Annotated in this window: 24 protein-coding genes; 4 read left to right on the forward strand and 20 right to left on the reverse strand. The window is 36.0% G+C overall.

Annotated elements, in window-relative coordinates; all coding sequences use genetic code 11:
* Window positions 1-2 precede the first annotated feature (2 nt).
* The 15 genes from CQ022_RS20730 to CQ022_RS20800 form a co-directional block, all read right to left on the reverse strand.
* A complete protein-coding gene (locus CQ022_RS20730) occupies window positions 3-479 on the reverse strand; it encodes a hypothetical protein (RefSeq protein WP_105684182.1) in 477 nt (158 codons plus the stop codon).
* Window positions 476-856, reverse strand: coding sequence for a 3-hydroxyacyl-ACP dehydratase (locus CQ022_RS20735; RefSeq protein ID WP_105684183.1), 381 nt, complete (start codon window positions 854-856; stop codon window positions 476-478). Before CQ022_RS20735 ends, CQ022_RS20730 begins: the two co-directional genes overlap by 4 nt.
* A gap of 81 nt (window positions 857-937) precedes the next feature.
* Window positions 938-1,573, reverse strand: coding sequence for a hypothetical protein (locus CQ022_RS20740; protein WP_105684184.1), 636 nt, complete (start codon window positions 1,571-1,573; stop codon window positions 938-940).
* Window positions 1,539-2,165, reverse strand: a complete 627-nt coding sequence (locus CQ022_RS20745) for a LolA family protein (protein WP_105684185.1) — start codon at window positions 2,163-2,165, stop codon at window positions 1,539-1,541. Before CQ022_RS20745 ends, CQ022_RS20740 begins: the two co-directional genes overlap by 35 nt.
* Window positions 2,158-2,913, reverse strand: a complete 756-nt coding sequence (locus CQ022_RS20750) for a polysaccharide deacetylase family protein (RefSeq protein ID WP_105684186.1) — start codon at window positions 2,911-2,913, stop codon at window positions 2,158-2,160. Before CQ022_RS20750 ends, CQ022_RS20745 begins: the two co-directional genes overlap by 8 nt.
* Before the next feature lie 171 nt (window positions 2,914-3,084).
* A complete protein-coding gene (locus CQ022_RS20755; RefSeq protein ID WP_105684187.1) occupies window positions 3,085-4,146 on the reverse strand; it encodes a beta-ketoacyl synthase N-terminal-like domain-containing protein in 1,062 nt (353 codons plus the stop codon).
* A complete protein-coding gene (locus CQ022_RS20760; protein ID WP_105684188.1) occupies window positions 4,143-5,342 on the reverse strand; it encodes a beta-ketoacyl-[acyl-carrier-protein] synthase family protein in 1,200 nt (399 codons plus the stop codon). Before CQ022_RS20760 ends, CQ022_RS20755 begins: the two co-directional genes overlap by 4 nt.
* An 84-nt stretch (window positions 5,343-5,426) precedes the next feature.
* Window positions 5,427-5,684, reverse strand: a complete 258-nt coding sequence (locus CQ022_RS20765; RefSeq protein ID WP_034692439.1) for a phosphopantetheine-binding protein — start codon at window positions 5,682-5,684, stop codon at window positions 5,427-5,429.
* Window positions 5,685-5,783: 99 nt separating this feature from the next.
* On the reverse strand, window positions 5,784-6,323 hold the full coding sequence (locus tag CQ022_RS20770; RefSeq protein ID WP_105684223.1) for a 3-oxoacyl-ACP synthase: 540 nt from the start codon (window positions 6,321-6,323) through the stop codon (window positions 5,784-5,786).
* A gap of 10 nt (window positions 6,324-6,333) precedes the next feature.
* Window positions 6,334-7,476, reverse strand: coding sequence for a beta-ketoacyl synthase N-terminal-like domain-containing protein (locus tag CQ022_RS20775; protein WP_105684189.1), 1,143 nt, complete (start codon window positions 7,474-7,476; stop codon window positions 6,334-6,336).
* Window positions 7,473-7,901 carry an acyl-CoA thioesterase gene (locus CQ022_RS20780; protein ID WP_105684190.1) on the reverse strand — a complete coding sequence of 143 codons (429 nt, stop codon included), beginning with the start codon at window positions 7,899-7,901 and terminating at the stop codon, window positions 7,473-7,475. Before CQ022_RS20780 ends, CQ022_RS20775 begins: the two co-directional genes overlap by 4 nt.
* Window positions 7,891-9,159 (reverse strand): ABC transporter permease, encoded by a 1,269-nt coding sequence (locus CQ022_RS20785; RefSeq protein ID WP_105684191.1) that lies wholly within the window; start codon window positions 9,157-9,159, stop codon window positions 7,891-7,893. The genes CQ022_RS20780 and CQ022_RS20785 overlap by 11 nt, the downstream gene beginning before the upstream one ends.
* Complete coding sequence (locus CQ022_RS20790) at window positions 9,146-9,904, reverse strand: ABC transporter ATP-binding protein (RefSeq protein WP_105684192.1); 759 nt, start codon at window positions 9,902-9,904, stop codon at window positions 9,146-9,148. Before CQ022_RS20790 ends, CQ022_RS20785 begins: the two co-directional genes overlap by 14 nt.
* A gap of 1 nt (window position 9,905) precedes the next feature.
* On the reverse strand, window positions 9,906-10,901 hold the full coding sequence (locus tag CQ022_RS20795) for a BtrH N-terminal domain-containing protein (RefSeq protein WP_105684224.1): 996 nt from the start codon (window positions 10,899-10,901) through the stop codon (window positions 9,906-9,908).
* A 60-nt stretch (window positions 10,902-10,961) separates the two neighbouring features.
* A complete protein-coding gene (locus CQ022_RS20800) occupies window positions 10,962-11,366 on the reverse strand; it encodes a hypothetical protein (protein WP_105684193.1) in 405 nt (134 codons plus the stop codon).
* A gap of 308 nt (window positions 11,367-11,674) precedes the next feature.
* Here CQ022_RS20800 and CQ022_RS20805 point away from each other — a divergent pair, with 308 nt between their 5' ends.
* Window positions 11,675-11,854 (forward strand): hypothetical protein, encoded by a 180-nt coding sequence (locus tag CQ022_RS20805; protein WP_105684194.1) that lies wholly within the window; start codon window positions 11,675-11,677, stop codon window positions 11,852-11,854.
* Window positions 11,855-12,328: 474 nt separating this feature from the next.
* On the opposite strand, the gene CQ022_RS20810 is transcribed toward CQ022_RS20805, so the two are convergent.
* The 5 genes from CQ022_RS20810 to CQ022_RS20830 are packed head-to-tail and all read right to left on the reverse strand — an operon-like array spanning window position 12,329 to window position 18,959.
* Complete coding sequence (locus tag CQ022_RS20810) at window positions 12,329-12,772, reverse strand: ABC transporter permease (RefSeq protein WP_105684195.1); 444 nt, start codon at window positions 12,770-12,772, stop codon at window positions 12,329-12,331.
* Between the two features lie 7 nt (window positions 12,773-12,779).
* Window positions 12,780-13,211, reverse strand: a complete 432-nt coding sequence (locus CQ022_RS20815) for a hypothetical protein (protein WP_105684196.1) — start codon at window positions 13,209-13,211, stop codon at window positions 12,780-12,782.
* Complete coding sequence (locus tag CQ022_RS20820; RefSeq protein WP_105684197.1) at window positions 13,211-14,350, reverse strand: beta-ketoacyl-ACP synthase III; 1,140 nt, start codon at window positions 14,348-14,350, stop codon at window positions 13,211-13,213. Before CQ022_RS20820 ends, CQ022_RS20815 begins: the two co-directional genes overlap by 1 nt.
* A gap of 1 nt (window position 14,351) precedes the next feature.
* Complete coding sequence (locus tag CQ022_RS20825) at window positions 14,352-15,266, reverse strand: hypothetical protein (RefSeq protein WP_105684198.1); 915 nt, start codon at window positions 15,264-15,266, stop codon at window positions 14,352-14,354.
* 42 nt (window positions 15,267-15,308) lie between these two features.
* A complete protein-coding gene (locus tag CQ022_RS20830; protein ID WP_105684199.1) occupies window positions 15,309-18,959 on the reverse strand; it encodes an MMPL family transporter in 3,651 nt (1,216 codons plus the stop codon).
* Between the two features lie 194 nt (window positions 18,960-19,153).
* On the opposite strand from CQ022_RS20830, the gene CQ022_RS20835 reads away from it, so the two are divergent.
* From CQ022_RS20835 to CQ022_RS20845, 3 genes are all read left to right on the forward strand, one after another.
* Window positions 19,154-20,161 carry a hypothetical protein gene (locus CQ022_RS20835; protein ID WP_105684200.1) on the forward strand — a complete coding sequence of 336 codons (1,008 nt, stop codon included), beginning with the start codon at window positions 19,154-19,156 and terminating at the stop codon, window positions 20,159-20,161.
* A gap of 1 nt (window position 20,162) precedes the next feature.
* Window positions 20,163-21,302 carry an EpsG family protein gene (locus CQ022_RS20840; RefSeq protein ID WP_228421820.1) on the forward strand — a complete coding sequence of 380 codons (1,140 nt, stop codon included), beginning with the start codon at window positions 20,163-20,165 and terminating at the stop codon, window positions 21,300-21,302.
* A gap of 207 nt (window positions 21,303-21,509) precedes the next feature.
* Complete coding sequence (locus CQ022_RS20845; RefSeq protein ID WP_105684202.1) at window positions 21,510-24,929, forward strand: T9SS type A sorting domain-containing protein; 3,420 nt, start codon at window positions 21,510-21,512, stop codon at window positions 24,927-24,929.
* The last annotated feature ends 203 nt before the right edge of the window (window positions 24,930-25,132 follow it).

Here is a 25,132-nt window from a genome sequence, read left to right on the forward strand (position 1 = left end):
TTTTATTTTAAAGTGGCTCTTTCCGCCTCTGTAATGGTTTTAGATTGCATAGCAAACCTTTTGATATAGCCTTTTAATGCAGTATTCTGTTTGCTGTAATTATTCAACAGGAAAGCTTTATCATCCTTTAGGCTTCCGCGGTAGCCTACAATTTTCGGAATATTTTCCTGAACGCTTAATCTGATCAGACGTAATTCTGCATTATTAGGATTACTTTTGATAACGCTTTCAAGACTTGTTGCTCCTGTTTTTACCAGTGATTTTCTGTTACTTTTAGCAATTTTTGCCTCCATAATCTTCGCTGCTGCCTTGTAGCCTACAGTGACTGCATCAGAACCGGATTGTTTATCCGCAGTTTCAATGAAGTTTTGGGTATTGCCATTAGATTCATTGGCTTTAGCATAGCTGTTTCTCAATGTTTCAAGATCCGACTGAAAGAAAAAAACAAATGCCGCTAAGAATGATAAGATTAGTTTCATGATGGTATTTTTTTATAGCTTACAGACAATTTCAATGCAATAGTCTCGCCAAAAGAAGTTGCGTTTTTTACTTTAACGTCTTCTCCATTTTCAGCAATATCAAGTTGAAGAATCAAATCAGGTGTTTCAAACGGATTGATAATTGCCATAAATTTTACATTCGAAGCTGTTTTAAGGAATAATTTTGAACCTGTAAATTCTTCTGTCAGCTCTTTAATGATCTGCATCATACAAACACCAGGTGTTACCGGATTCCCAGGAAAATGTCCTTTAAAAATCTCGTGGTCTTTATTCAGATGGATATGAGCGGTAAACTTTCCGTCTTCTGTCTTATCGTATGATGTTAATGTGTAAAAGTCTGTAAGAATGGTTTGCATGATCTTATTTTTTAAGATTAAATGTACAATACAATCTGATCTGAAAAGAACTCAAATATGGTACGATTTCCCTGTTGGAACTTATTCTGTTTCGGTTATTTGAACTAGTTTTATATTGATCTTAAAGTCTTTGTGCTGTAGATTTAAGCTATCCGCGAAGATATGCTTTTTTGCATCAAAAGTAAAATCGATTTTTTCCTTGTTATTTTTCGTGTAAATGATCTGTTTCAATAAATTGTTTTCTTTACTGAAGAATAAATAATACCTTTTATTCTCAATTTTAGAAAGATAAATTTTCGCATTTTCATTCTCAAAACTTTCGCTTACCGGATATTGTTTTTTCAGAAGCTGCTGAAAATCGTTCTTCAGGAAATTAATAACGATTTTTTTATCCAGGTCAGGAAGTACATAATTCAATTTGAAATTATTCTCAGAAACCTCAAAATCAATTAGTTTGTTCCCGAAATCTGATGTTAAAGCAACACGATGGGTTGTTTCATTCAATTTTTTGATGATCAGAATCCCGCTCACATGGTTTTTATAAATGTCCATCTGGCATTTGTATACATAATCTTCGCCTGAAGAGAAGTATAAGTTTTCAACCATCTTTTCAGACGGGGAAACAGGCTTTACTCCCGTTAGCTTATACGTTTTACAGGAAACTGCCAGAATGAGAATCAGGCTATAGAGTAAACTCTGACGCAGGAATTGAAGCATTGACCTTGGTGTTTTTGAAAACAATATTCGTAGTATCTCCGGAAGCTTCAGTCATATTTACCTGAGAAACCGTCGACTGGTTCTTAGGGAAATACAGCTCAATCTGTTTGATGTATTTCAACAGTTGGGATGTTTTAGGAATAAACTTGGCCACATTATAATTTCCGTTCTTGAAGTACGTTACCGTAAATTCAGGATCATTGAACATGGTTCCGTTTGAACTTCCTACAATCAGTTTATTGATTTTTTCAAATGTTTTGCTCTTGGCATCTACAGAAGATTTTTTCCCCTGATCATTGATGTAGATCTTATTGCTTTTAAAAACAATACTGTACTGATAAGGTTTAGTATACTTCCAGCTCAGCATATTGGGAGTCTGTAATGACATTTTTCCATAGGTAACAATGCTTTTATCCAGAAAATCCATTTTTTTGGTCTGGGTAAAATCACTTTGTAATGTTTTGATCTCTTTGGTCTCTGAAGAAACCTTCGATACAAATGCTTTGGCTTCAGCTCCTGACATTGCCGTGTTTTGTGCAAAAAAGAAACCTGAAACCAGTAAGAATGCTCCGAAAGCAATATTTTTAATCATTTCTATTTGAATTTATAACTGTATCAACGGTAAAGGTTGAATATTTTTTGTCCTTCAAAAATACTAATAAATCTATCAGAACACGATAAGTCTTTTCCGAAGTATCATGAAGCAGGATAATGCTCCCTTTTTTTAAGTCTTTGGTAACTCTGGTATAGATTTTCTTTTCATCATCAATGATGGTGTCTAAGGAACGGACATTCCATCCGATACTTTTTTTATGTGTTCTTTTAATCGCTTTCGCAATATTGGGATTTGTCACTCCGAAAGGTGGCCTGTAGAGATGGGTGCTGATATTTCCAACGTTCTTCATGATTGCATCACATTTTTCAATTTCCTCAATCATTTTTGAAGTAGATAAAAATCCGGTGGAATTGGAATGTGATAACGTATGATTTCCGATCGTATGGCCTTCAGCAATAATTCTCTGAAACGTTTCCGGATATTTTTCGATCTGTTTCCCAATACAGAAAAAGGTGGCTTTTACCTGATGTTCCTTAAGTAAGTCTAAAAATTTCGGGGTAAACTCGGTAGGCCCGTCATCAAAAGTAAGAGCTACTTCTTTAAATTTGGTGCGTTTATGAGTAAGGCTGTTGACAAAATATCCCAGTTCAATATCAAAAGAACCCCAAACTACAATTGCAGAAAAAGCAAAAAAACAAAATAGATACACCCAAAAACTTCCGTGAAACGCATAAATAAAAGCGTTACAGAAAAGATAGAAGAGGATGAATGGATAGTGTTTCATTGCTGATTACTTTTTTATATTGTTGATTAATTGGAAACCTCTGTTGTACTTTGTCACTCCGTAGGGGTCTAAACTAATTTAGATTACACGCTCCACTTCAGAACCTTGTTCGCAGACCTTTGGTCTGTGCTCTGAATGACAAATAGACCGTATAATTTTCAATTTCAACAATTATGCCTTTTCCAGTAATACCAAACTGTGATCATCACCTCCCAGATGATTGTAGAGAAGTATATTCTTCACACTTTCTTTTTTCTCAGTGTTGATCATCATAACCTCCGGGATCTGCTGTTCCTTAAGGATATGACAGGCTATAAACGTTGAAAAACCACTGGCTGTATTGAATTCACCACTCAGATGTTTATAATACAGCTGCGCTGAATCCGGAAAAAGATCCATTGCTTTAGTATAATACATATCTGAATTTGCATCTCCACTGAACCCTAAAATAACCGCATCAATATGATTGTGGGAAAGATTGTTTTGAGCTAAAAAATTCTGGATGAAATCTTTTACTTCATTCAATTCCACCTTATTGCTGATTTGGATATTCTTAAGCTTGGCGTAAGAGTTTTCAGTCTTGTTTTTTCCTACAACAAAGAAACTTGCCCCTTCACCCCAGATTACTCCATTGGTAGTGGAATTGAAGTAGTCAACGGGAAGATCTGTTTCTTTTTTGATGGTATTATTCAAACAGTAAAGCTCCATTGTTCTGTCGGTCTGTTCATCTGTAGATCCTACAAGAACATTTTCTGCTTCTCCGTCATTGATCTGAAGCTGAGCATCCAATAATGAAAACTCCAGTGAGGAAGAAGTATTTACATAGGTGAAGTTGTAAGCATGACATTGCAATCCCAGAGCAATCTGTCCTGCTACCGTATTGTGAGTAGACTGAATAAAAAAGGTAGGAGTAAGAAACTCTTCATGATTATCAATCACATTTTTCAGGAACTTTTCAGAATCCTGTGAACAGCCCATTCCGGTTCCTACGATGATGGCATCCGGTTGTTCAATACCGGCTTCCTTCAATGCGTAATTTGATGCTACAGAACTCATTTTTACTGTTTTAGACATTCTTCTGATCATTGCAGGCGGAATGAACTCTTTATAATTGGGTTCTATCGCTTTAATGATGTTTGAAGAATTCCTGGGAGTAAGGTTCTGTAGAATATTGTCGTTTAAAGTGTCCTGAACTGAGATACAGGATGCACTGTTGATGTATACTGTACTCATGATTTTGAGAAAATTAAAGTTGAACAGTTTCCTCCAAATCCAAATGAATTGGAAAGCACATGATGGATGCTTTTCTCTTTTAATTCAGTAACCGGAGTGAGATCAAACTCTTCCATTTTTGTTTTGAAATTCAGGTTGGGGAAAATAAGGCTGTTTTGCATTGCTAAGATTGAAAATACCGCTTCAATTCCTGCTGCCGCTGCCAAAGTATGACCTGTAAATGCTTTTGTAGAACTGAATTCAGGTACCTGGTTTTCACCGAAGATTCTGATCATGGCAATTCCTTCTGATAAATCATTATTAGGAGTTGCTGTTCCGTGAACATTGATGTAATCTATATTTTCTTTATCTAATCCGGAGATTTTCAGGGCTTGCTGCATGGCTAAAAATGCCCCTTGCCCGTTTTCTGAAGAGGCTGTCTGATGGTGTGCATCATTCGCATTTCCATATCCGGAAAGATAAGCCAGGACTTTTTTGTTTTCTTTTTTGACTATCTCTTCAGATTCAAGAACTAAGAAAGCGGCTGCTTCTCCAAGGTTCAATCCTTTTCTGTTGTTGTCAAAAGGAGTGTTATAGGAATCCGTAAGAATCATCAGGGTATTGAATCCATTTAAGGTAAACTTTGAAAGGGAATCTGTTCCCCCGACAATGACACGGTCCAAAACTCCGTTTTTGATCAGTTTAGCGCCCATCATAATCGCATTGGCTGCCGATGAGCAGGCTGTACTGATGGTAGAAACCATGCCTTTCAATCCTAAATAATCAGCAATTGCCAATGAGGAATTTCCGGCATCGTGAGCGTCAATATATTTTTGCTTTTCAGGGAAGTCTTCGTAAGAGTAGAAATATTTTTCAGTAATATCCATTCCTCCTACACTGGTAGAAGAGATCAGCCCGGTTTTGTAACCATTGATATCTGAAATACCTGCACTTTCTACAGCTTCTTTTGCAGCAATCATTCCCAATAAAGAAGTTCTGGTTACATTGTTGTCTTCATCAAGCTGAAGTTTCTGTACAAGTTCTTTATTGGATAATTTTATTTCACCTGTTTTAATGATTCCGGCATGGCGGGTTTCAAACATTTCGATATCTGAAATTCCGTGTTTTCCGGTTTCTAATGAAATAAAATTTTCCTCCACATTGTTTCCAATGGAGGAAATGATGCCCATTCCCGTTATGGCAATTTTTTGACTCATGGTATTAAATAATATAACAATGTATCAATCTAACAATTTACCAATAATTGTTACATTGTTACACTGTTAAATTGTTATATTGGTTTATTTTGTTCTGTTATCCTCGATGAATTTAGCCATCGTATCGATAGATTGGAAAATCTCTTTTCCTTTTTTAGGATCGGCTAATTTGATTCCATAGTCTTTATCAAGAAGAACAATAAGTTCCAAAGCATCAATAGAATCTAATCCTAATCCTCCTCCGAATAATGGATCAGTATCTTTGATTTCTTCTACAGATACATCTTCAAGGTTAAGGACTTCAATAATTTTGTGTTTCAATTCTGTTTTTAAGTTTTCCATAAATATTATTTTAATGTAACAATATATCAATGTACCAGTTTACCAATAGTTGTTATTACCTTTAGCATTGGTACATTATCAGATTGGTACATTGTTAAATTATAATGTGAGCAAATATACAAAAGCTTTATAATTTTCCTGATACAATTCTACCCAGCCACATAATACCTTGTCAGCCTTGCCTGACTGCAGAATCTGTTCAGAGTAATTGTTTAAAAAATTTTCATCAAATTCATCCAAAACAAAAAAAGCATTTTCTGTCTGCATTTTATGTTTAATGCTGATTTCGCCTACACAAATATTGGGTAAGGTGTAAACAAAAACTGCCGGACTCGGATAGAAGTTATCCTGATTATTGATGCTTTCCTGATATTTGAAGTCCGTATCAAGGCTGGATGATCTGTTGGCAAAAACAATTGCTGTTCTGCTGTGATCTTCGTCTTTCAAAATCGTTTCTGCGGAAAGAAAAGCCAGTTTACTCAGATGATCCATTTTATGAAACTTAGGGTAACTGAGATCTAAACTTTTATAAGCTTCCTTGGCAAATTCCTGAAAGGTTTCGCTTTGACTTTCAAAAATAAGATTTCCGTCAACGGTTATTTTTGAATGTTCTATGGTACAGGTGTTTATTTTCTTCATCAAGTTCAATTTAACATTTTTCCAGCACAATAGCTGCGTTACAACCACCAAAACCTGAAGCTGTTTTCAGAATAAATCTGATGTTTGCAGTTTGATTGTCTTTGATAATATTCACTGGCTGAGTTATTCCCATTTCTTCAAAGTTCTTTGATGGAAGTAAAGTACTATGAAGAGCACTTTCCATAGAAATAATGTTTTCCAGAAGACCTGATGCACCCAGGCAATGTCCGTAATATCCTTTCATACTGTTGAGAGGAATATTTTGAAGTTCCATTCTGTTGAAAGCAATGGCTTCCATTTCGTCGTTATATAAAGTTGCTGTTCCGTGGGCAGAAATAAAATCAATCTGTTCTGAGGAAACATTTGCTTCAGTCATGGCATTTCTGATACTGGCATATAAACCGTCACCTGTTCTTGAAGGTCCGGAAATATGGTTGGCATCATTTACGGCAGAATCTCCCAAAACTTTAAACCTGAATTTTTCGTTTTGTGAGGGATTGCTCGTTATATAAACTGCTGCTGCAGCTTCACCGATATTGATTCCGTCTCTGTTTTTGTCATAAGGTTTGCAAGGTCCTGATCCTATGGCCTGAAATGAATTGAATCCTGAAATAACAAATTCAGAAAGCTCATCACCGGCAATAACAAAGGCATCTTTGTATTTTCCTGCCTGGATCATATTCTTAGCTACTGCAATTGCCATGACTCCTGAAACGCAGGCATTGGAAACTACGATGGGTTTTGTTTTGAATCCGAAGAAGTCTGCAATTTTTCCTGCTAATTTCGACAGATAAACTCCTTCCGGTAATTCAGACTGATTTTTTAGCAGACTGATATTTCCTTTTGTTGTGGAAAGGATAAAAGCCGTATCTTCTGATATTGTATGTTGTTCAACAAGAGGTTTTATACTTAAAAGAAGCATTTTCTCCAGTCTTGTAAAATAATTATTGTCGTTCTGTGTAAAGAATCTGTTGAATTCTTCATTCAGTTTTTCAGAATCAATCATTGAAGCATGAAAAGCATCCTGATTGTCTATGATTTTATGTAAATCAACTCCTGATTGTCCTTCCAAAAGTGCCTTCCAGTTATTATCCACATTGAAACCTAAAGGAGTTACACAACTGTAGTCTGTGATATAAATTTCCTTTCTCATGATAATCCCATTTTATCTTTCCAGTTTTGAAAAAACTCCGGATTGTACAGACATAAGCTTCCATTACTGTCCAGGAATACCTGGATGGTTTCCCCGCTACATACCAATTGGTCTTCCTGATTGAAGAGCTCATATCGGTAGATTAGTTTAGCAGAAACAGAATTGATAAAAGTAGTTACAATCCTGAATGTTTCACCATATTTTAAAGGAAGAAAATGTTCACAGGTACTTTTTACGATGGGAGTTACAAATCCTGCATTTTGAATATCAAGATAAGTAAGGCCGTGCAGACGACCGAAAGCTTCTCTTCCGTCTTCAAAATACACGATATAATGGCCATGCCAGACAATTCCCAATGGATCTGTCTCATTGAATCGTACTCTGACTTCTTCAGTACAGGTTAATATGTTTTCTTTAGACTGCATTTTGTTTTCTTTCGTAAAAAATGGAAATGGATACGGTGGCAAGGTAAAATAATAATAAGAATGCCAATTCTTTAGCAATTCCTCCAATTCCACTGTTTCTTAAAATAATATCGTAATAGGCATTCAGTCCCCAGTTCATAGGAGAGAATTTTGCGACAGTCTGCATGAATTCCGGCATTAAAAATACAGGAACCCAGATTCCTCCGATTGCTGCTAAAACCACTACAGATGTTGCCCCGAATGGAGCCGACTGTTCCTGAGTATCGGCAATTGTACCCAATAAAACACCGAACCCGATAGCAGCTAATCCTGCAAATAATGTTACAGTAACAAGCTGGAACATTTTTCCGGATACATCAAATGCCGGAAGATCCATATAAGGGAAAAGATAAATTCCTACTGCCACCATCAGTAAAAACTGTATGATGCAGATAATAAGATAAGTAAATGTTTTTCCTAAAATATGAACAAAATAGGGGGTAGGGCTTATTCTCGCTCTTACACTTGTTCCCTGACTTTTTTCCTTCACCAGATTAATGGATAAAGGAACCACAATAAAGAATATTGCAAAAAGAGTCCATGCAGGAACGTTGTGCTGAACAGAATTCGGCATGACGTCCATTTCTCCTTTCTTGGGAGTGATCTCTTTAAAGCTGATCAGGTTTTTATTTTCGTCAAGATTTTCTGTAGTTCCCAGCTGATCCTGGAATGCTTTGTAAATCTTTTTATTTTCAATTTCAAAAACCATTTTATTGACAGAATTCATCACAGAGTTCTTGAATCCGGCATTGGTAGCAGGATCAAAGTATAAATGAATTTCTTTCGCCTTAGGAGCAGCCGTTTTTACTTTTGCAGAGTCTCCTTCCAGTCCGAATGAACTTACAATGGTCTGAACTTTTGAATCAATATTAGAATTTAAATCTTTCGTTAAATTTTCAGGAATGACAATCGCCATCTGATAATCTCCGGAAAAAACAGCATCCTGAGCAGATTTTTCATTGAAATTGGTCAGCAACTGGAATGTTTTGCTGTTTTCCAGTTCAGCTTTTATATTTTTTGAGACTTCAGATTGATCCTGATCAATAAAAATAATAGGAATCTTTGATCCTTCAAGGTTTTTAAAGGTGGAATCCTGGATAAGGGTAATGGTGACAATCAAAAGCAATGGCATCACAAAGATGATGACAATCCCTCCTATATCTCTTTTCAGCAGAAGAATTTCCTTAATAAAGCTTCTCCACAGTTTATACAACAACATCTCTTAGTTCTTTTCCGGTTAATGAAATGAAAACATCTTCAAGGTTTTCGGCACTTGCGACTCTGTTCACTAATTCTTCAGGTGTTCCTACCGCATGGATTTTTCCATGGTCGATGATGGCAATTTTAGTACAGAATTCTTCAGCTTCCGATAGGTGATGGGAAGTATAGATAATGCAGGTGCCTTGTTTATTTAAATCCAGGAGATAATCAATAATGGCTTTTTTAGATTGAACATCTACGCCAACGGTGGGCTCATCCAGAAATAAAACTTTAGGATTGTGGAGTGTTCCTGCGATGAGGTTACAGCGGCGCTTCATTCCTCCAGAAAACTGACCTACCTGTTTGTTGGCAAATTTTGAAAGACCCATGATTTCCAGAGATTCGTCAATTACTTTTTTTAGCTGGCTGTGCTTCAATCCGTACAGACTCCCAAAAAACATTAGATTTTCTTTTGCGGTAAGTGTAGGATATAAAGCATATTCCTGAGGTACAATTCCGATGATCTGTCTGATTTTAAAACCTTCTTTTTGTGGAGATAAACCATTGATGGTAAAAGTTCCTGAGGTAGGTTTTATCAATCCTGAAAGCATCGAAATCAATGTTGTTTTTCCAGCACCATTAGGTCCGAGAATTCCATAAATTTCATCTTTATTGATATTCAGGGAAATATCATTTACAGAAAACTCATCAGAATTTTTGTATTTCTTATATAAGTTTTTGATCTCAATCATATTTTCTGCCATATCAGATCGCTTTTCTCAGTTTTTTATAGAAAGCTTCTTCCAGATCTGCAATGTGCAGCATCGTTTTTGAAAGTTCGTTATAGATATTGCTTTTTGAGTTTCTGTTTTTATATACTCTGGCAATATCCACGGCAAAATCTCTCCAAAGATCACCAATAGAAGTGATTTCTTTTGATAATTCCTTCAGTTCATCATTTTTGAGAATGATAGCTGCTTCCTGAAGAAATGCACCATAAATAAATCTGAAACCTCCGCCTCCGGTTCCAATTTCTTCCTGCATTCTGATCAACTGTCCCAAATAGTGATTGGTGACTTTTGTTCCTTTCTTTTCTGCCCATTTCGGGATGCTTTTGGCTACCCATCTCATCGCTTTTACGCCGATAAGAGGTACAGGAGCCAGCATATTTTTGCAGGTATCTTTGATTCCTTTTTTTATCGCTTCTTCAATGTTGATATTTTCAGGAACATAAACAGGGTAGTACATATGTCCTTTCGGAGGAAGTGCTCCTTTCGCATATCTTACCTTTTCCAGTTCTGCTTCGGAAAGGGATGTTGTATAATCCATTACCGGATCACTGATCAGGAATTTTCCATCTTCTTTTCCATACACCACAAGGTTGTGAGCATTGAAGTGGAATTTATATTCTTCAGGGAAATAAGTAAGGTTGAAAACTCCTACTTGAAGTCCTGTAGGAATATTTTGTTCCAGATTTCTTTCCAGCGCTTTTTGAGCATCTTTAGGATTTGAGAATTTTTCTCTTTTGATTTTAATTCCTAATCTTTTGGCCGCTTTACTGAAAATAGCACCCGGCATCGGACGATAGCTGAAGCCCGGAGCAAAATTCACCTTTAAAAAAGGAAGGTAGACAAAAAACAGTCCGGAACCGATCCCGAAGATCATGGGTTCGCTTAGTTTAAGTCCTTTATTAAGCAGTAGATTAGAAGCAACACCGTTTTCGCAATGCGCAGTCTGATGGTGTTCAAAGTTTAATTTCATTTGCTGATTGTATCTTTTCATTGGAAAATGAAGCAGGCATTATTTATAGCCTTATTTCATTTATTTACCGTTGAAGTTTTTTAATTCATCCACTGAAATTCCGAAAGCATCGGCATATTTTTTCAGTGCAGTTTCGCTTAGTGTTTTAAATATCCTGGGTTTAAAATGTCTTTTTACTCTCCATTGCCACATTCCTACATAAGAAGCAAGGACTCCAAGATCCATTTTGTTCAGTTCCATAAAATAAACGATGGGACTTACTTTATTATGGGCAACATCTTGCTTTGCTTCCTCAATTCTTTCATAAATGAGTTCCATCGATTCATCCAGAGCAGCTTTCTTGGCATCCCAGCCGGTACTGTTTGCTGTCGTGTAATTGTCGTTCTCATCCGTCACATACAACACTTCGGTCATGTTAGCGGATTTCAGGTTACTTTCGTCTTGAGGTAGGTCTTGTTTTTTCATCTAAATACTATCATTTTTTTAGATTGCAGATGAAAAATGTTCACCTGTTTTTTGATTCTTATAATCGATGGCTAAAATAGTGAAAATACATTATATGTAAATCATATTACCTCTGAGGGAGCTATTGTTTTGAAACAGAGGCTCTATCAAAATATTTTGCAGATCCTAAAAACAGAAACCCATTATGTTGAATGACGAATATGCATAAAATTTTGTTAATTATTGGAAATATATGGGTTGTTTGATTGTTTTATATATATTTGTTTATCTTAAACAACAAAAACTAATAATTAAAACAAATTTAAACCATGAGAAACTTAAAGTTACTTACAAAAAGCCAATTAAAAAAAGTACAAGGAGGTATAACTGTTTATATTTCATGCGCTAATGGGACTAACGGTCAAATCCGTAATGTAGATATCAATACTGATATTGCCGGTCCTGCTGAGCAGATTTGCGGAGGGAATGACTATGAAGTAGTTATCTAATAAGAATTTACAAAACTTTCATAAAAAGTCACGCTGTTTAGATTCTAAACAGCGTGACTTTTTTTATAGGGTCGAATGGGCAAGATCTGATTTTATCTTGTTTGGAGATGATTTTGTCTAATAAGAAGTGTTTCACGGATTTATAAAATGTTTCACGTGAAATAATTCATCTTATGATGAAGTTTTGTTGTTTGTATCGTCTTGATTATCAGTTGTTTTATGTAAGGCCTGGTTGTAGTTAAAATAGATAAAAAATTAATGTTTTTTATTGCAAGACTATTGTAATCAATTCAATAGGAGTGGGCTTTAGCCCACTTGCAAAAAATGTAAAAATCAACTGGCTTTAGCCAAAACCTAACCTTTAAACACAAATGCCACCAATGAAGTACACCAATGTTCACAAGCAATAAATAAGATCGAAAATAAAAAGCTGTACGTTTTTGTACAGCTTTTTTATATCTATGTTGAATTGATTTATGATTTTACCTCCTGAATAAACAGGTTGATTTCTGCTCTGATCAATAGTTCATCATTATTAAATGTTTCACAGAAGATATGGCAGATGTTCTCAAACTGTGAAATGAGTGAAGCTTTGGAAATGATTTTGTCATTCACTTTTGGCAGGGCAAAAATTTCAATCTTCTTGATATTGGTAATAAACCCGATTACTTTTGTATCCGCTTCAGGGTTTTCAAAGAAGCTTTGCCCAAGGATAGAAGAACAGGTTTGTGCCAGATTTTCAATTAAGCCGGCTTCTGCAAATTCATTGTTGTGAACAAAAATATTATCTTTTTTTATTTCAAAGGAAGTCACTACTTTTTCTTTGGTCAGCTCCAGGATGAAATCTGCCATAAGCATCGGTTCGCGATGTGGTAAAAAGTTGTGTATATTGATGATATTCTCTTCCTTTATTTCCATTTCCAGTTTATTTTACAGCGGTTTTCATTTGAGATTTTGCAATCACTTCACCGTTCAGTTTGGTAACGATATCCACCAGGGTTACTCCCATAACTTCATTGAGGATTGTTACCTCAGACTTCAGTTGATCTCCTATTTTAGGCAATACTTCAGCTTCAAAAGATTTGATCGCTCCGATATATCCTGTAGGCGCATCTTTCCCCAGCAGGTAATACTTGTATCCTGTATGCAGAGCAACACTTTGTGCCTGATGCTCAATCAGTCCGGAAGCCTGAAATAATCCGTCCTGGATGAAGAGATTATCTTCTTGTATTTCAAAACCTGACAAAAGATGGCTTTCAGAATACTCTGACAGCTCATGTACCATCACAAAAGGAAACCTTTGCGGAATAAGACTTTCTACAAAATCTTTATCGGATGTAGGCAGTTTATTTTCCATTAGCAAACGGTTAATAACGCACACGAATAAGCAAATCTTCCACTTTCGGGAACGCAAAGAAGTACTTTTTCTCCTTTTTTCAATGTTCCTGAATTCATTAATTCTTCAAGGGCTATAAATATAGATCCTGCTCCGATGTTTCCTACTTCAGAAAGGTTATAGAACCATTTTTCTGCAGGGAAATCCATTCCTTTTTTCGCAAACTCTTCTTTCAGTCCGTCTTTAAAATATCCTGAAGAAATGTGAGCCAATACGTGGTCAATTTTTTCCGGATCTAAATTATGTTTGTCAAAAGAAGATCTTAAACTTTCGGCTCCTTTTACAAGGATATATTTATCAAGGATTTTAGTATCCTGTTTGATGGCAAAAATAGATTGCTTCAACCATTCATCAGAAGGGTAGTCTGCCCATGATTTCAAGCTTCCGTCTTCCAGTTTGTCACATCCGGCATACATACAGGCTTCAATTTCGTGAGCATAAGAATAAAAGTCAATAAATTCTACCTTTAAAGAAATGCTGTTTTCTCTTGGTTTGTTTTCCAAAAGGAAAGCTCCTGCTCCGTCAGAAAGCATCCATCTCAGAAACTCTCTTTTGAAAGCAACGATAGGTCTTTCTTCCAGTAATTTTAAGTTTTCAGCTTCGTGGTTGAATTTATCAGCAGTCATCCATGCAGACATTCTTTCGGAACCTGCACATACAGCATTGTCCTGTACTCCGGCTTTTACGGAAAGGAATCCATAGTTCAGCGCATTCATTCCTGAGTTGCAAAGACCTGTTGAAGTATTAATTTCAATAGATTTTCCGATGTTCAGTTCACCATGTACCATAGAAGCGTGAGAAGGCTGGATCTGGTCTGGTGAAGTAGTTCCTACGGATAATAATTTCATATCTTCCTTTTTGAAATTTTCATCAAAAAGGCCTTCAATTGCTTTGGCAGTAAGCTGCGCATTAGAGTGGGTAGGGTTTCCTTCTGTGTCTAAAGCGTAGTATCGTGTCGTAATTTTATTATTTCTTAGGATAAGTGATTTTGCTTTGGATGGCGCATCATTGATAAGCCCAAGATAAGTCTCCATTTCATCATTCGCTACCGGCTCATTGGGTAAGTATTTTGATGCTTTTGTTATAAATACGTCGTACATTCTATTTTAAATTAATTCCTTGTAAATATCTTTTTTGTTTTTGTCTTTTAAACCAAAATATAGGGGTTGTAAGCAGGTGTAAAACCAAAACGACAGGTGAGATAATCCATATCGCTGCCATCAAATATACCTTAAAGAATTTTATTAGCAATGGGCGTTTCTCTTTTTTCTTGATGATCAGATTAGACCATACTGTAAAAATTTTGTTTCCTACCTTCTCTACACGTACCAGAAACGCACGAATTTCAATGGCTCCATTCTTAACAAGATCCGGCTGTAAACTGTTAAGGTCATTATTACTAAAATGTCTTTCAATAATCTCGCCATACTTTACGGAACCTGTGATTTCTTCATCGGAAACTCCTGCAGCAGGAAGCATTCCTGATTTTTCTTTCTGACCTGTTGTGAGCCATCGAAGGATGGTCAATACACTGGTGTAATTGTCATGTCTGTCTACCAATGCAATATTTCCTACCAGTTTAGCCTGTAAATCTCTTAAGTAAACTTTTAGTTTTTCCTGAGAAAGCATCCACATATTTCTGGTTCCGGAAATGGTTACTACAGGAGTATCTTTAAGGATGCGTCCCGCATAATCACTCTTTAAGAATGAAATAATAGGAATAGATGGTGTGAGATACCATACCTGATACCCAAAAAGAATAAGGTCGTACTTTTTGTTCAGAATTTCTTCTGAAGGAGGAAGGATTTCTTTAGGAATCTGTAAATAAGATTCAGGAAAGGTGTTGAAAAATACATCACCTGGCCAGGGAAAAGGGAAGTCTTCCTTTAGCTGAATGTTGTAATACGTAACGTCATAAGCATCCTTTTTTGCTTCAAAAGGCTGGGCTATGTTTCTCACGATATCTTCGAGTTGTCCGGTTTGTGAATAATATATGACAAGTATATTTTTCTTCATTAGTTTTCTTTAGCGTTTACAAAAATATGTTTTTCATATTTATTATTTAGTTTTAAATACTTTTAATGATTCAGAACTAAATTTTAATGCATAATTATCACTTTCAAACGAAGTGTTTTTTGTATTTACAAAAATGATTGTTTCAGGGAGATCCTGAATGTCATTGAATGTAAAATGATCATGTGAGACAATAAGTACATCAATCTTTTTGTTCACTTCCGAAAGATCTTTTATATACTGTATCTTTCTTCTTTTTACCAGGTAGCTGTGGGCGGCTATTGCTCTTTTTTCATCATTTTTTATCAGAGAAAAAACTCTTCGGCTTGCCTGGTATAGCGTTAATAAAGCATCTTTCTGTCCGAAATCATCCGCCATATGAAGAATGTTGGCTTCATGGGAAATATGCTTATTCATTTCGAAATATACTGATTTATTGGTATTGAAATCTTCTTTTACTTCTTTTACCACTTCACTGTCCTTATACAGGTAGCTCAGGAATAATTTCTTTTTAAAATAATTTTCATCCTCAATCTCTTCTCTCAGTTTTGCAAATTCTTCTCTGAAGTAGGCATTGATCTTCTTGGTTCTTTCAGAATAGTTTTTACCAAAACTGATGTCATCTTTGCTGATTCTGTTCCCCACTTTTACGGTAATGCTTCCGTCATAGATTATAAAATCTCCTTTCGGTAATACCTCAGAGTTTCCGTGGATATAGAGTGGAAGAATATCCAGACCGAACTGCTCGGCAAGATAAAATGCTCCTTTATGGAATCTTTTCACATCATTGGTGTAAGAACGCTCTGCTTCAGGGAAAACAACCAGGGAATATCCTTGTTCAATTTTTTCTTTCAGTTTTTCCATTCCATTCTCGATTCCCTGTGAAACAGGATAAAAGCCCAATGCCCGTACCAGTTTTCCAAAAACAGGAGACTGATATACCCAGTCATTCACAAGGTAAATGATTTTATGGGTAGCCATTGCTATTGCCAGGGTATCAAGGAAAGACGTATGATTGGCAATAATGACAGCAGGTTTACTGAAATCTTCCCATGTATTTTTAATGACCTTCTTTTTTACAAATGGATTGGAATAAAGGACAGAAGTTAAAAATCTGGCTAAAATAAGTTTGATAATATCCAGGGTTTTTCCTTTGGAATTTTTAACAAAGAAGCTTCCAAATGCTGAAAATATAAGACCTCCGATTCCATAATATAAAAATGAGAAGATTGAAATAAACGAGAGTCTGAAGGTGATTGGAGAAAGTCCTTTTTTGGCCCGGTTCGTAATGAATAATCTGAACCAGAAAGGATATAATGTAGAGGTAATAATAATCACAGAAAACATTCCTATCAGAGCCACGAGTGCTAAAGAATGCAGAGCCGGATGCTTGGCAAAAATCAGAGATCCGATAGACAGAATAGTCGTGAAAACGGCAAGAATAATGGATGTTCTGTAAGTTGGCAATTCATTTTTTCCCGTGGTATGTTCTTTTTGCATAGCCTGTGTCAGGAAAATACTGAAGTCATCCCCAACTCCAAATACAAGAGTACAGACAACGGTACTGAAGATATTTAATTCAAGTCCCAGAAAATAAAGAATTCCAGCTGTCACAATACCTGTCAGGACAATTGGGAACATGGTCAGGATTGTTAATTCAAAATTTCTGAAGAAAACAATGATTGTTAAAACGATGGCAAGAAGAGAATAATTAATCAAGGTATTGAAATCCCTTTTCAGGAGTCCAAGGAAATTCTCGTTCATCTGCTGGCGGTCAATGGCAATGGCATCATGTTTCTTCTCAATATCTTTAATGAAAGTATCCCGTTTGTTTTCGTTCACTTTCACAACATTGGAAACGGTGTAAAAACCATTTTCGTTGCTCATGAATTCTGAAATCTGAAGTGCTTTCACTTTTTGATAGTCTTTTAGACTTAATGCAGTGTAGTTTTTATGCAAAGCTTCATTAAAACTGTCAAAAGCAGAACTGTTGAACCCGAATTTATTTCCGTTACTGACCAGCTCGGTAATGGTCTGATTCTTTTTCTGGTTATTCCAGAATTGGTTCCAGTGGTCAATCTTTTTTTGTTGGTCTTTTTCTGAAAGCACGATACTTCCGATAGAATTATAGCTTAAAATTTTACCTTCTTTCTTCTCTTTTTCAAGGAAGCTGCTGAGTTCGGAATTTCTGGTTAATGCCTCTTCTTCAGAATTTCCATAAGAAATAGTATAGATTGATTTTGAAGTGATATCGGAAAGTTTCTGCAGTTTTGCTTCACTGATTTTTAATTCTTTTGGAATATAATTCAGATCACCGATATCTTCATTAAAGCCTACATGTCTGAATCCGAACAGGCAGGCAAGAATGATAATGGAACATCCTATGATTAAAGGTTTGTTTTTCTCATAAGGATAAGAGCCAATTCTATCGATAAAATTGGTGTTAAGATGTTCTTTTTCTTTTGGTTTATAAAGTTGAGGAACAATAATTAATGCTGAGATTGAAGAAAGAATAACTGTAATGGCTGCAAAAAGGCCTAAATCTTTCAGTGCTTCAGAGCGTACAAAAACCAGGCACAGGAATGAAACGGCGGTCGTTGCACTGCTCAATACAATAGGTTGGGTGATTTCTTTGTAAAGCTCTTCAATATTGTTGTTGTGTTTGTAATGTGTCAGAATATGCAGGGCATAATCTATCGTAATCCCTATCAGAATAGCGCCTACACTTAATGAAATTGCAGAAATCTTATCTTTGATAAAATAAAGGATTAAGAGGGCAAGCAATACCGAAAACACCGTGGGCAAAAACACAATGATGGGTGTAAAGATATTTCTGAAGTAATAGATCAGAAGGATTAAAAGTACCGTCATGGAAATGACTACCGTGTTCTGTATGTCTTTTTTGATTTGTTTCGCATTGGCCACAGCAATCACCGGAGAGCCGAAATAGCTGATCTCTGTTTTTCCTTTGAACTGTTTGTTGATATGGTCTTTGATGGAATTAAGCTGATCTATAAAAGCTTCATTTGCTTTTGTATCATTGCTTTTGTTCCTGGGGTCAATGAAAAGTAAGAGGTTTTTACCATCTTTGGTTACAATATAGCTGTCTTCGAGTTTGAAGTCTTTGCTGATATTTAAAGCATTTAATTTTTTGATTCCTAAAAAAGTAAGTCCCAAAGGATCTTTTTTAATAAACTCTTTGGTGACAAGACTTGTGGGAGAAACCAGTGAGATGTAATTGTTTTCTACCTGTTTCGCAATGCTGTTTTTCTGAAGTTTCCGGTCAATTTCTTGATAATCATTCTCATTAAGGAATAAAGGAAGGTTCTGGCTGACAAAATCAAAGGTTTCAGAAATCTCATTATCATTCACTTTACCCTGAACAGAACCGATATACTTTTGTAAAGGATCAATTTTTTTGAGGAAAGTATCTGCGGTTTCGGAAAGCTGGAAGCTGTCTTCTCCGGATTTATTCTCTATAATAACAATAATTTTATCCGAAAAATTGAGCTGTTTAAGAACCTTGGCTGTAAGATCTGATTTTTCATTTTTAGGAATAATCTGATTGATGTCTTCCTCAAAATTAATCTTTGACGCAAAGAATAAGCATAAAACGGCAATTCCCAAAGCTGTCAGTACAGATAGGGTTTTATTTCTGGAAATCAGATAATATAAAAATATAAAAAAGCGATGCATTGCATTTAAATCAAGTCTGCAAATTTAATTTTTTAAGCATTAGTTCAAAATAGTTAGCGATAAGTTTTGACTGAAAATCAATAAAATATTCTAGGAAGAATGAAAAAATATTCTACTTTTGCAAAAGTTCCCTTTTGAAAAAATGTATTTTCAACCACCATTATTATTAAAAAAATAAGAATCTGTTTTTAGATATGTTGAAAAGAAATGATGAAAAAATAAACGGATTTCTATTTGTAATAGTACTTCCGCTTCTGTTGTTTGCCATGTCTTATTACGGATTTGAATCTTCCTATACAAGGCTGAAAACATCAGAGACTACTCCTGACTTTTTATTTTCCTCCGTATATGCTTACAGAGTGATTCCTAATTATCTGAGTGTACAGATGACAGATCTGATGTACAGTCTGATCAACGGACCCCTTTCTTTCTTCAAAGATTTTTTATCAAAAAACGGAACCCCTTTTTATCATGGGCTTTTCCTGATGAACAGTGTGTTCTTTGTTTTATGTTCTTTGATTTTGAATGCCGTTTTTCAATTGAAGTCAATAGGACTTCTGCTGAATCTTAATGCGAGAAGGATTATTCATCTCTTATCCGTGTTTTTCATTGTGATCACACAGTATGCACCGACAAATTGTGATACTATTGCACTATTCTGCTATCTGGCAGGTGTTTTTTTAACCCTGAAATATTTAGATACCAGAAAAAATATTTTCTTTTATATTCTCATTGGTCTTGTCGGGCTTTCTACTTTGGTAAGGGAAACAGCCTGCTTGAACATTGCTTTTTTTGCAGCGGTATTTTTTAATATTGATGAATTGAAAAAAGGAAATTATCAGGTAATCTGGAAAATTATACCATTGGTTATTGCTTTTCTGATTCCTTATCTGGGATTGAGAGCATTACTTGTTCAGGACGAAACTACTTTTGTAGAAGGGTTTTATATTAACAGAAACTTTTCCAGTCCTTTCAATCTTGCGGGATTGGTCTTTGCATTAATTGTGATTTATTTTATATACAGGCTGTGTACAGAAGAAGAAAACAGGAGTGTTTTTGGAAAGTATTTTTTCTTTTCCATTCCTTATCTTCTTATGATTACTTTAGTGGGGCTTTTCTGGGAAGTGAGGCTTTTCCTGCCTTTAATTCTGACCGGAATAATCACAGTATATCATCAGTTTAAAAAAACACCAGAGATTTAGCATGAGTTTACTACATCCATATTATTTAATTGCAATTGTCTATATGCTGTTCTTCAGTGTTCAGGAAGTGTATGGAAAGAAGGTTGATAAAAAGTGGTTCTGGTTCCTTGCTGTTTATTTTATTATTATCGTTGGTCTTAGAGACAGCGTAGGCCCGGATTACGGAAGTTACAAGGGGATTTATATTTACTCTGATACCAAAAGCTATTACAGTATCTTTATGAAGATGCTCCATATGGAGGGTACGGAAGCCCTGGATGTGGAATGGCTGTATACTTTGATTAATAAGGTTCTTCTCAATTTTTTTGATGCTCCTTTTTATATGCTGACGCTGGTTATTGCCATTTTTGCGATGATCTTTAAAGTAGAATATACAGAAGACAATACTTTTTATCCCTTTACTTTTACGCTGTTTATGTTTATTCCTAACTTCTTTATCGGGGAGAGTGGGCAGATCAGACAAAACCTGGGAACTTTTATTGCTTATTTTGCGATACGGTATATTAAAGAGCGGAAATTCTGGCATTATCTATTTTTTATATTTATAGGATCAGGTATCCATAGTGTTTGTTACTTATTCCTTCCTATGTATTGGCTGGCACGTGTTCCGTTAAACAAGACGATAATGCTGATTATGATTGTAGGCTCTGTCTTTTTATCTCCGTTTGAAATATATAGGAGTTTTGGGAGTTTCTTAGATGGGATGGCTTCTGATAGTACCTTGGTAGAAGGTTTCAATGGGTATATGGATGAAACTGTACAGCGATTGAATGGTGGTGTTGGGATTCCGGAGGTAATGATGGCGATCCTTACTTTCTTCCTTTTTGTTTTTGATTCTAAGATGAAAGAGCTCTACCCTTATTACGAATATCATAGAAACTATGCTGTAATTGGGATCTGTCTTTACTTTATTTTTAGAAATAATCCTATTTTCTCGTCGAGACTTGCAGGAGCATTCATCGGATTCTCCTATATCATTATTCCTAATGCAATGTATGCTGTTTCCGGAAGGGTTAAAAATATCATTTACGCATTTATCATTTCACTGGTTGTCTTCAATTTTGTCATCTTCTCCATCTTTAATAATATTAAGGCTGGAAGATTTTCGATAGATCTTTATAGAAATCATATTCTTCCATAGCATTTTGAACATTAAAATATAAAGACAGCTTCGGGCTGTTTTTTTTTATGTAAAAAAGATTTTGGGTATTTGTACTGTTTATCATGTTTTGTTTTGTATTATTAATAACATAATTAAAATACTTTGTTTTTATTTATAAAATAAATCTCTTTTCATTGAAATAGGCGTAAAAATTGCATTCCGCTAATCACACTAAAACCTTAAGGTATGAAAAGATTAACTGGAAAATTAGCGGCAGTTATCTGCCTTGTATTATTGGGGGTCTGTTCTAAGGCTAATATCATAGGAAACCTTCCCTCAGCAGCGTATATAAGAACGGTATGGTATGCTAAGAACATCGACTCATTGAAAAGACCAGTCCATGAATTGACAACATTATTTCTTCCGGACTGGAAAAAAGCTCCTAACAGTTATATTTTTGATCCCAATCAGAATAGCGAAGGATTATTGATTCCCGTAAAGAAAGCCTATGCAATGTGGGAAGGAGGCGGATATCTTAACGGAAGCGGTATTCCGTCGGGTACAGTAACAGCAGATGTTTTATGGGAAGACGTTCATGGGCTTATAAAGTCCGGAGTAAACTACGCCCTTGAAATAATGGGAACAGGGCAGGATGCTAAGATAAAGGTTCCTGTCAACAAAGTGAAAAAGGGAAATGCTGTGATTGCTCTTAAAGTAAACGGCGAAATTTATTGGAGCTGGCATATCTGGGTGACGGATGATCCTACGAATGGAGTAACTTATAGAAGTTTCAATAATGTCAAAAGGATGAAATCAGACGGAACCACTGAAGTTATTCCAGACTCCGATTGGAAATGGATGGATAGGAATCTGGGCGCAATTACAAGTTCTATCACGGCATCAGACTGGAACCGAAGTATCGGACTTCTCTATCAATGGGGACGAAAAGATCCCATTCCGCCATTGGTTACAAGAGGAAACGATTTCTACGAAGCTTCAGGATCTATAGGCAGAGTGAGGCATAGAGGGGCTAAAAATATGACCAATGCTGTAAGTATTGATGATCTCAGGAAGTTTGTTCTGCTTTCTACTGCAGAGGTTACCAATAATATGAGGCTTTCAGTAAAAAATCCTTTGAGCCTTATCTATGTCAATAAAGATGATAATTCAGGTCAGGCTTACTATAATAATAATTTTAACCTTCCTGTCAATTGGTTTGGTAAATCTACTACCTTGCCGAGTAACAGGCTTTCAGAACTCAATCTTTGGTCAGACAATGCACAAGGAAAAATTGAAAGTATTTACAATACGGATGACAAAACTAAACCTTATAGAGATAAATCTCCTTATGACCCATGTCCTAATGGATGGCGTATACCTTCAATGCTGGTGGCGAATCTGGCCTCAGGATCCTATGTAGATGATATAAGAATAGATTTTTCGCCTTTCGGGGTGAAAACCAATATGGCGAGAAATGTTTTTGAAGCCAATAAATATCATATCATAAAACCTACTGATGCAGGAATTCCAGCCTTTATGACAGGGTTTAGGATTTATCCCAATCTTGGCTTTGATCTATCGGCAGTAGGAGGATTTAATATGGGGATTTTTCCCGGAAGCGGACAGCTTATCAGAGGTGCTCATCTAGGACAGTACAGTGATCAGCATCATATTGCATTGTGGACGGCTACTTTGACTCGATTGTTTGATGCTTCTCCGGCTGTTACGGTAAGAGGGCTTTCCATGATTCCGGATAAAACACAGCCTGATGTTCCGGATGCTAATTATCCTAATATTAAAGGACGTTATTATTACTTTCCAATGTCCGGAATGTATACCTCAGATGCTAACGGTTGCAGATGTATAAAAGATCCGCTATACACCATTAATGATTATGATTTTCCAACAGAATACCTGCCAGTAGCCACAGAATTCAAAGAAGGTTTCAATAACCCGAATACGTATCAGGTTGTTAAAAGCGAAACAGCCACTATTATTGAAATTCCGGTCAGTAAAGCGTTCTCTGTACAAAGCGGGTTGTTGGGTAATATTGAGATATTAAATCCTTCCAGTTTTACTAATTTAAAAACCAATGTGCTATGGACTACCAATACCTCTCTTATCAGCAGAATTCTAATGGTGAATCCTTCACCTTCATCATTGCAGGATATTATTAATTCTAAAATATCTGTAGAAATTGCACCTAATGAAAGTGGAAATGCTGTGGTAACATTGCATAATGGTGATGTATCTTCACCTATATATTGGAGCTGGCATATCTGGGTTACGGATTCTCCCGTAGGATCTTATTCTTATATTACAGAAGTTCCGGAAGCCGTTACAAATTATGTGAACTATGTCAACAAAGCTGATATTGCATTACAGACAGTCTTTATGGATCGTAATCTCGGAGCAACAGATGCTTTTCCCAACATTGTCAATCCTCAGGCGCCCACTGCTGATGAACTGTTAAAAATACGTACCTCTACCGGACTGCACTATCAATGGGGTAGAAAAGATCCTATTCCTCCATTCCAGTATGCCGATAATAGAAGCTTTTATAATGTGTTTCTGGGAACTCCTGGTCCTAAAGGAACGGTTTCATACACTACGCTTGATCAGTCTGAATATAACAACCTTTCAGGAAACTATATTATACCTTATAACACGTATGCAACAGCATCAAACGTACAGTTAACCGATAAACCCGCAGATAAAATCTCCAAAATATTATCCTATTCTGTGAAAAATCCTCTGGTATATATGATCCCAAGTACATGGGCACCTTACAACAGTGCAACACCCAATTATACGAACGGTACAGACTGGCTGGCACAGGAGCCTAATTTAGCGCCTGACAGATGGGGAAGAGGAGGTGGCAAATCACCTTTTGATCCTTGTCCTGAAGGATGGAGGATTCCTGATCTGACCAGTGTGGCTTTGGTTTCAGGTGCTGATTTCGGGCAAACTCCCTGGTATAAAAAAGATAAGAATGTTGCCACATCATATAGTATTGCGACTGATTATTTGGGAGCGAGAGTGAGAAATTCGGCCAATGCTACAGTAGGGTATTTGTTTAACAATCCGGCTTATCCCATAGGAAACTATCCTGATTCCGGATCAAGAGGTTTCAGAAGTGTTATTGCCAATCAGACTTCACAGGGAACGTTCAATGTTCTCAACTTTCAGTATCCGGCTGTATGGACGGATGCTTTAAATTCAAATTATATTGGAAGGTCTATTAATGTCTTGTTTGATGCAGCTTCTACCACCAATAGAATAATGGTCTTTCATGATAATAATGACCCGTACTTCGGAACGGGATGCCGATGTGTGAAAATAGAATATGATGCTAATGGTAATGAAGAAGGTCCGGCCTCAAAAACGAATGCAATGTCCAAAGAACCTAGACTGAGTAAGGTAAATCCTGAACTAAAAATTAAGAATAACAAAATTTCTTTATACCCAAGTCCTTTTTCTAATATCCTTTACATCAGGGCTACGGTGGATAAAGAATACCGTTTTCAGATTTTTAATGCCCTCGGTCAGCTTGTGAAATCAGGGCAGTTTGTCAATAATCAGACAGATCTCTCTTCTTTAAGTGCAGGAGTGTATCTAATAAGAATAAATAATTCAGAAGCAACTGTAAAAATTATAAAACAATAAACCGTAACAAAAAGAGTTGAAAAGCAGAATGAGGTTTCTTGTTCTGCTTTTTTATATAGAGCATATTTCTTGCATCTATTATGGCTGGTAAAAAATTCTATATCATTCAGTGTTGATAATTGCATAACAGTCTAAAACCTATACTACAAAGGATTTGTTTCTTCAAAAAGTGGATGCTGAAAGAGAGTATAAACCACTTCGAT

This window comes from Chryseobacterium culicis (assembly GCF_002979755.1).
Lineage (GTDB): Bacteria > Bacteroidota > Bacteroidia > Flavobacteriales > Weeksellaceae > Chryseobacterium > Chryseobacterium culicis_A.

What these genes read in the sequence shown, in the direction of transcription:
- CQ022_RS20760 (WP_105684188.1), bottom strand. Translation starts at nt 5,342, where the DNA reads ATGAGTCAAAAAATTGCCATAACGGGAATGGGCATCATTTCCTCCATT.
- CQ022_RS20805 (WP_105684194.1), top strand. Translation starts at nt 11,675, where the DNA reads ATGAGAAACTTAAAGTTACTTACAAAAAGCCAATTAAAAAAAGTACAA.
- CQ022_RS20735 (WP_105684183.1), bottom strand. Translation starts at nt 856, where the DNA reads ATGCAAACCATTCTTACAGACTTTTACACATTAACATCATACGATAAG.
- CQ022_RS20840 (WP_228421820.1), top strand. Translation starts at nt 20,163, where the DNA reads ATGAGTTTACTACATCCATATTATTTAATTGCAATTGTCTATATGCTG.
- CQ022_RS20755 (WP_105684187.1), bottom strand. Translation starts at nt 4,146, where the DNA reads ATGAGTACAGTATACATCAACAGTGCATCCTGTATCTCAGTTCAGGAC.
- CQ022_RS20830 (WP_105684199.1), bottom strand. Translation starts at nt 18,959, where the DNA reads ATGCATCGCTTTTTTATATTTTTATATTATCTGATTTCCAGAAATAAA.
- CQ022_RS20765 (WP_034692439.1), bottom strand. Translation starts at nt 5,684, where the DNA reads ATGGAAAACTTAAAAACAGAATTGAAACACAAAATTATTGAAGTCCTT.
- CQ022_RS20795 (WP_105684224.1), bottom strand. Translation starts at nt 10,901, where the DNA reads ATGAAATTAAACTTTGAACACCATCAGACTGCGCATTGCGAAAACGGT.
- CQ022_RS20845 (WP_105684202.1), top strand. Translation starts at nt 21,510, where the DNA reads ATGAAAAGATTAACTGGAAAATTAGCGGCAGTTATCTGCCTTGTATTA.
- CQ022_RS20775 (WP_105684189.1), bottom strand. Translation starts at nt 7,476, where the DNA reads ATGAGAAAGGAAATTTATATCACAGACTACAGTTGTGTAACTCCTTTA.
- CQ022_RS20790 (WP_105684192.1), bottom strand. Translation starts at nt 9,904, where the DNA reads ATGGCAGAAAATATGATTGAGATCAAAAACTTATATAAGAAATACAAA.
- CQ022_RS20785 (WP_105684191.1), bottom strand. Translation starts at nt 9,159, where the DNA reads ATGTTGTTGTATAAACTGTGGAGAAGCTTTATTAAGGAAATTCTTCTG.
- CQ022_RS20800 (WP_105684193.1), bottom strand. Translation starts at nt 11,366, where the DNA reads ATGAAAAAACAAGACCTACCTCAAGACGAAAGTAACCTGAAATCCGCT.
- CQ022_RS20740 (WP_105684184.1), bottom strand. Translation starts at nt 1,573, where the DNA reads ATGCTTCAATTCCTGCGTCAGAGTTTACTCTATAGCCTGATTCTCATT.
- CQ022_RS20770 (WP_105684223.1), bottom strand. Translation starts at nt 6,323, where the DNA reads ATGAAGAAAATAAACACCTGTACCATAGAACATTCAAAAATAACCGTT.
- CQ022_RS20780 (WP_105684190.1), bottom strand. Translation starts at nt 7,901, where the DNA reads ATGCAGTCTAAAGAAAACATATTAACCTGTACTGAAGAAGTCAGAGTA.
- CQ022_RS20820 (WP_105684197.1), bottom strand. Translation starts at nt 14,350, where the DNA reads ATGTACGACGTATTTATAACAAAAGCATCAAAATACTTACCCAATGAG.
- CQ022_RS20815 (WP_105684196.1), bottom strand. Translation starts at nt 13,211, where the DNA reads ATGGAAAATAAACTGCCTACATCCGATAAAGATTTTGTAGAAAGTCTT.
- CQ022_RS20730 (WP_105684182.1), bottom strand. Translation starts at nt 479, where the DNA reads ATGAAACTAATCTTATCATTCTTAGCGGCATTTGTTTTTTTCTTTCAG.
- CQ022_RS20810 (WP_105684195.1), bottom strand. Translation starts at nt 12,772, where the DNA reads ATGGAAATAAAGGAAGAGAATATCATCAATATACACAACTTTTTACCA.
- CQ022_RS20745 (WP_105684185.1), bottom strand. Translation starts at nt 2,165, where the DNA reads ATGATTAAAAATATTGCTTTCGGAGCATTCTTACTGGTTTCAGGTTTC.
- CQ022_RS20835 (WP_105684200.1), top strand. Translation starts at nt 19,154, where the DNA reads ATGTTGAAAAGAAATGATGAAAAAATAAACGGATTTCTATTTGTAATA.
- CQ022_RS20750 (WP_105684186.1), bottom strand. Translation starts at nt 2,913, where the DNA reads ATGAAACACTATCCATTCATCCTCTTCTATCTTTTCTGTAACGCTTTT.
- CQ022_RS20825 (WP_105684198.1), bottom strand. Translation starts at nt 15,266, where the DNA reads ATGAAGAAAAATATACTTGTCATATATTATTCACAAACCGGACAACTC.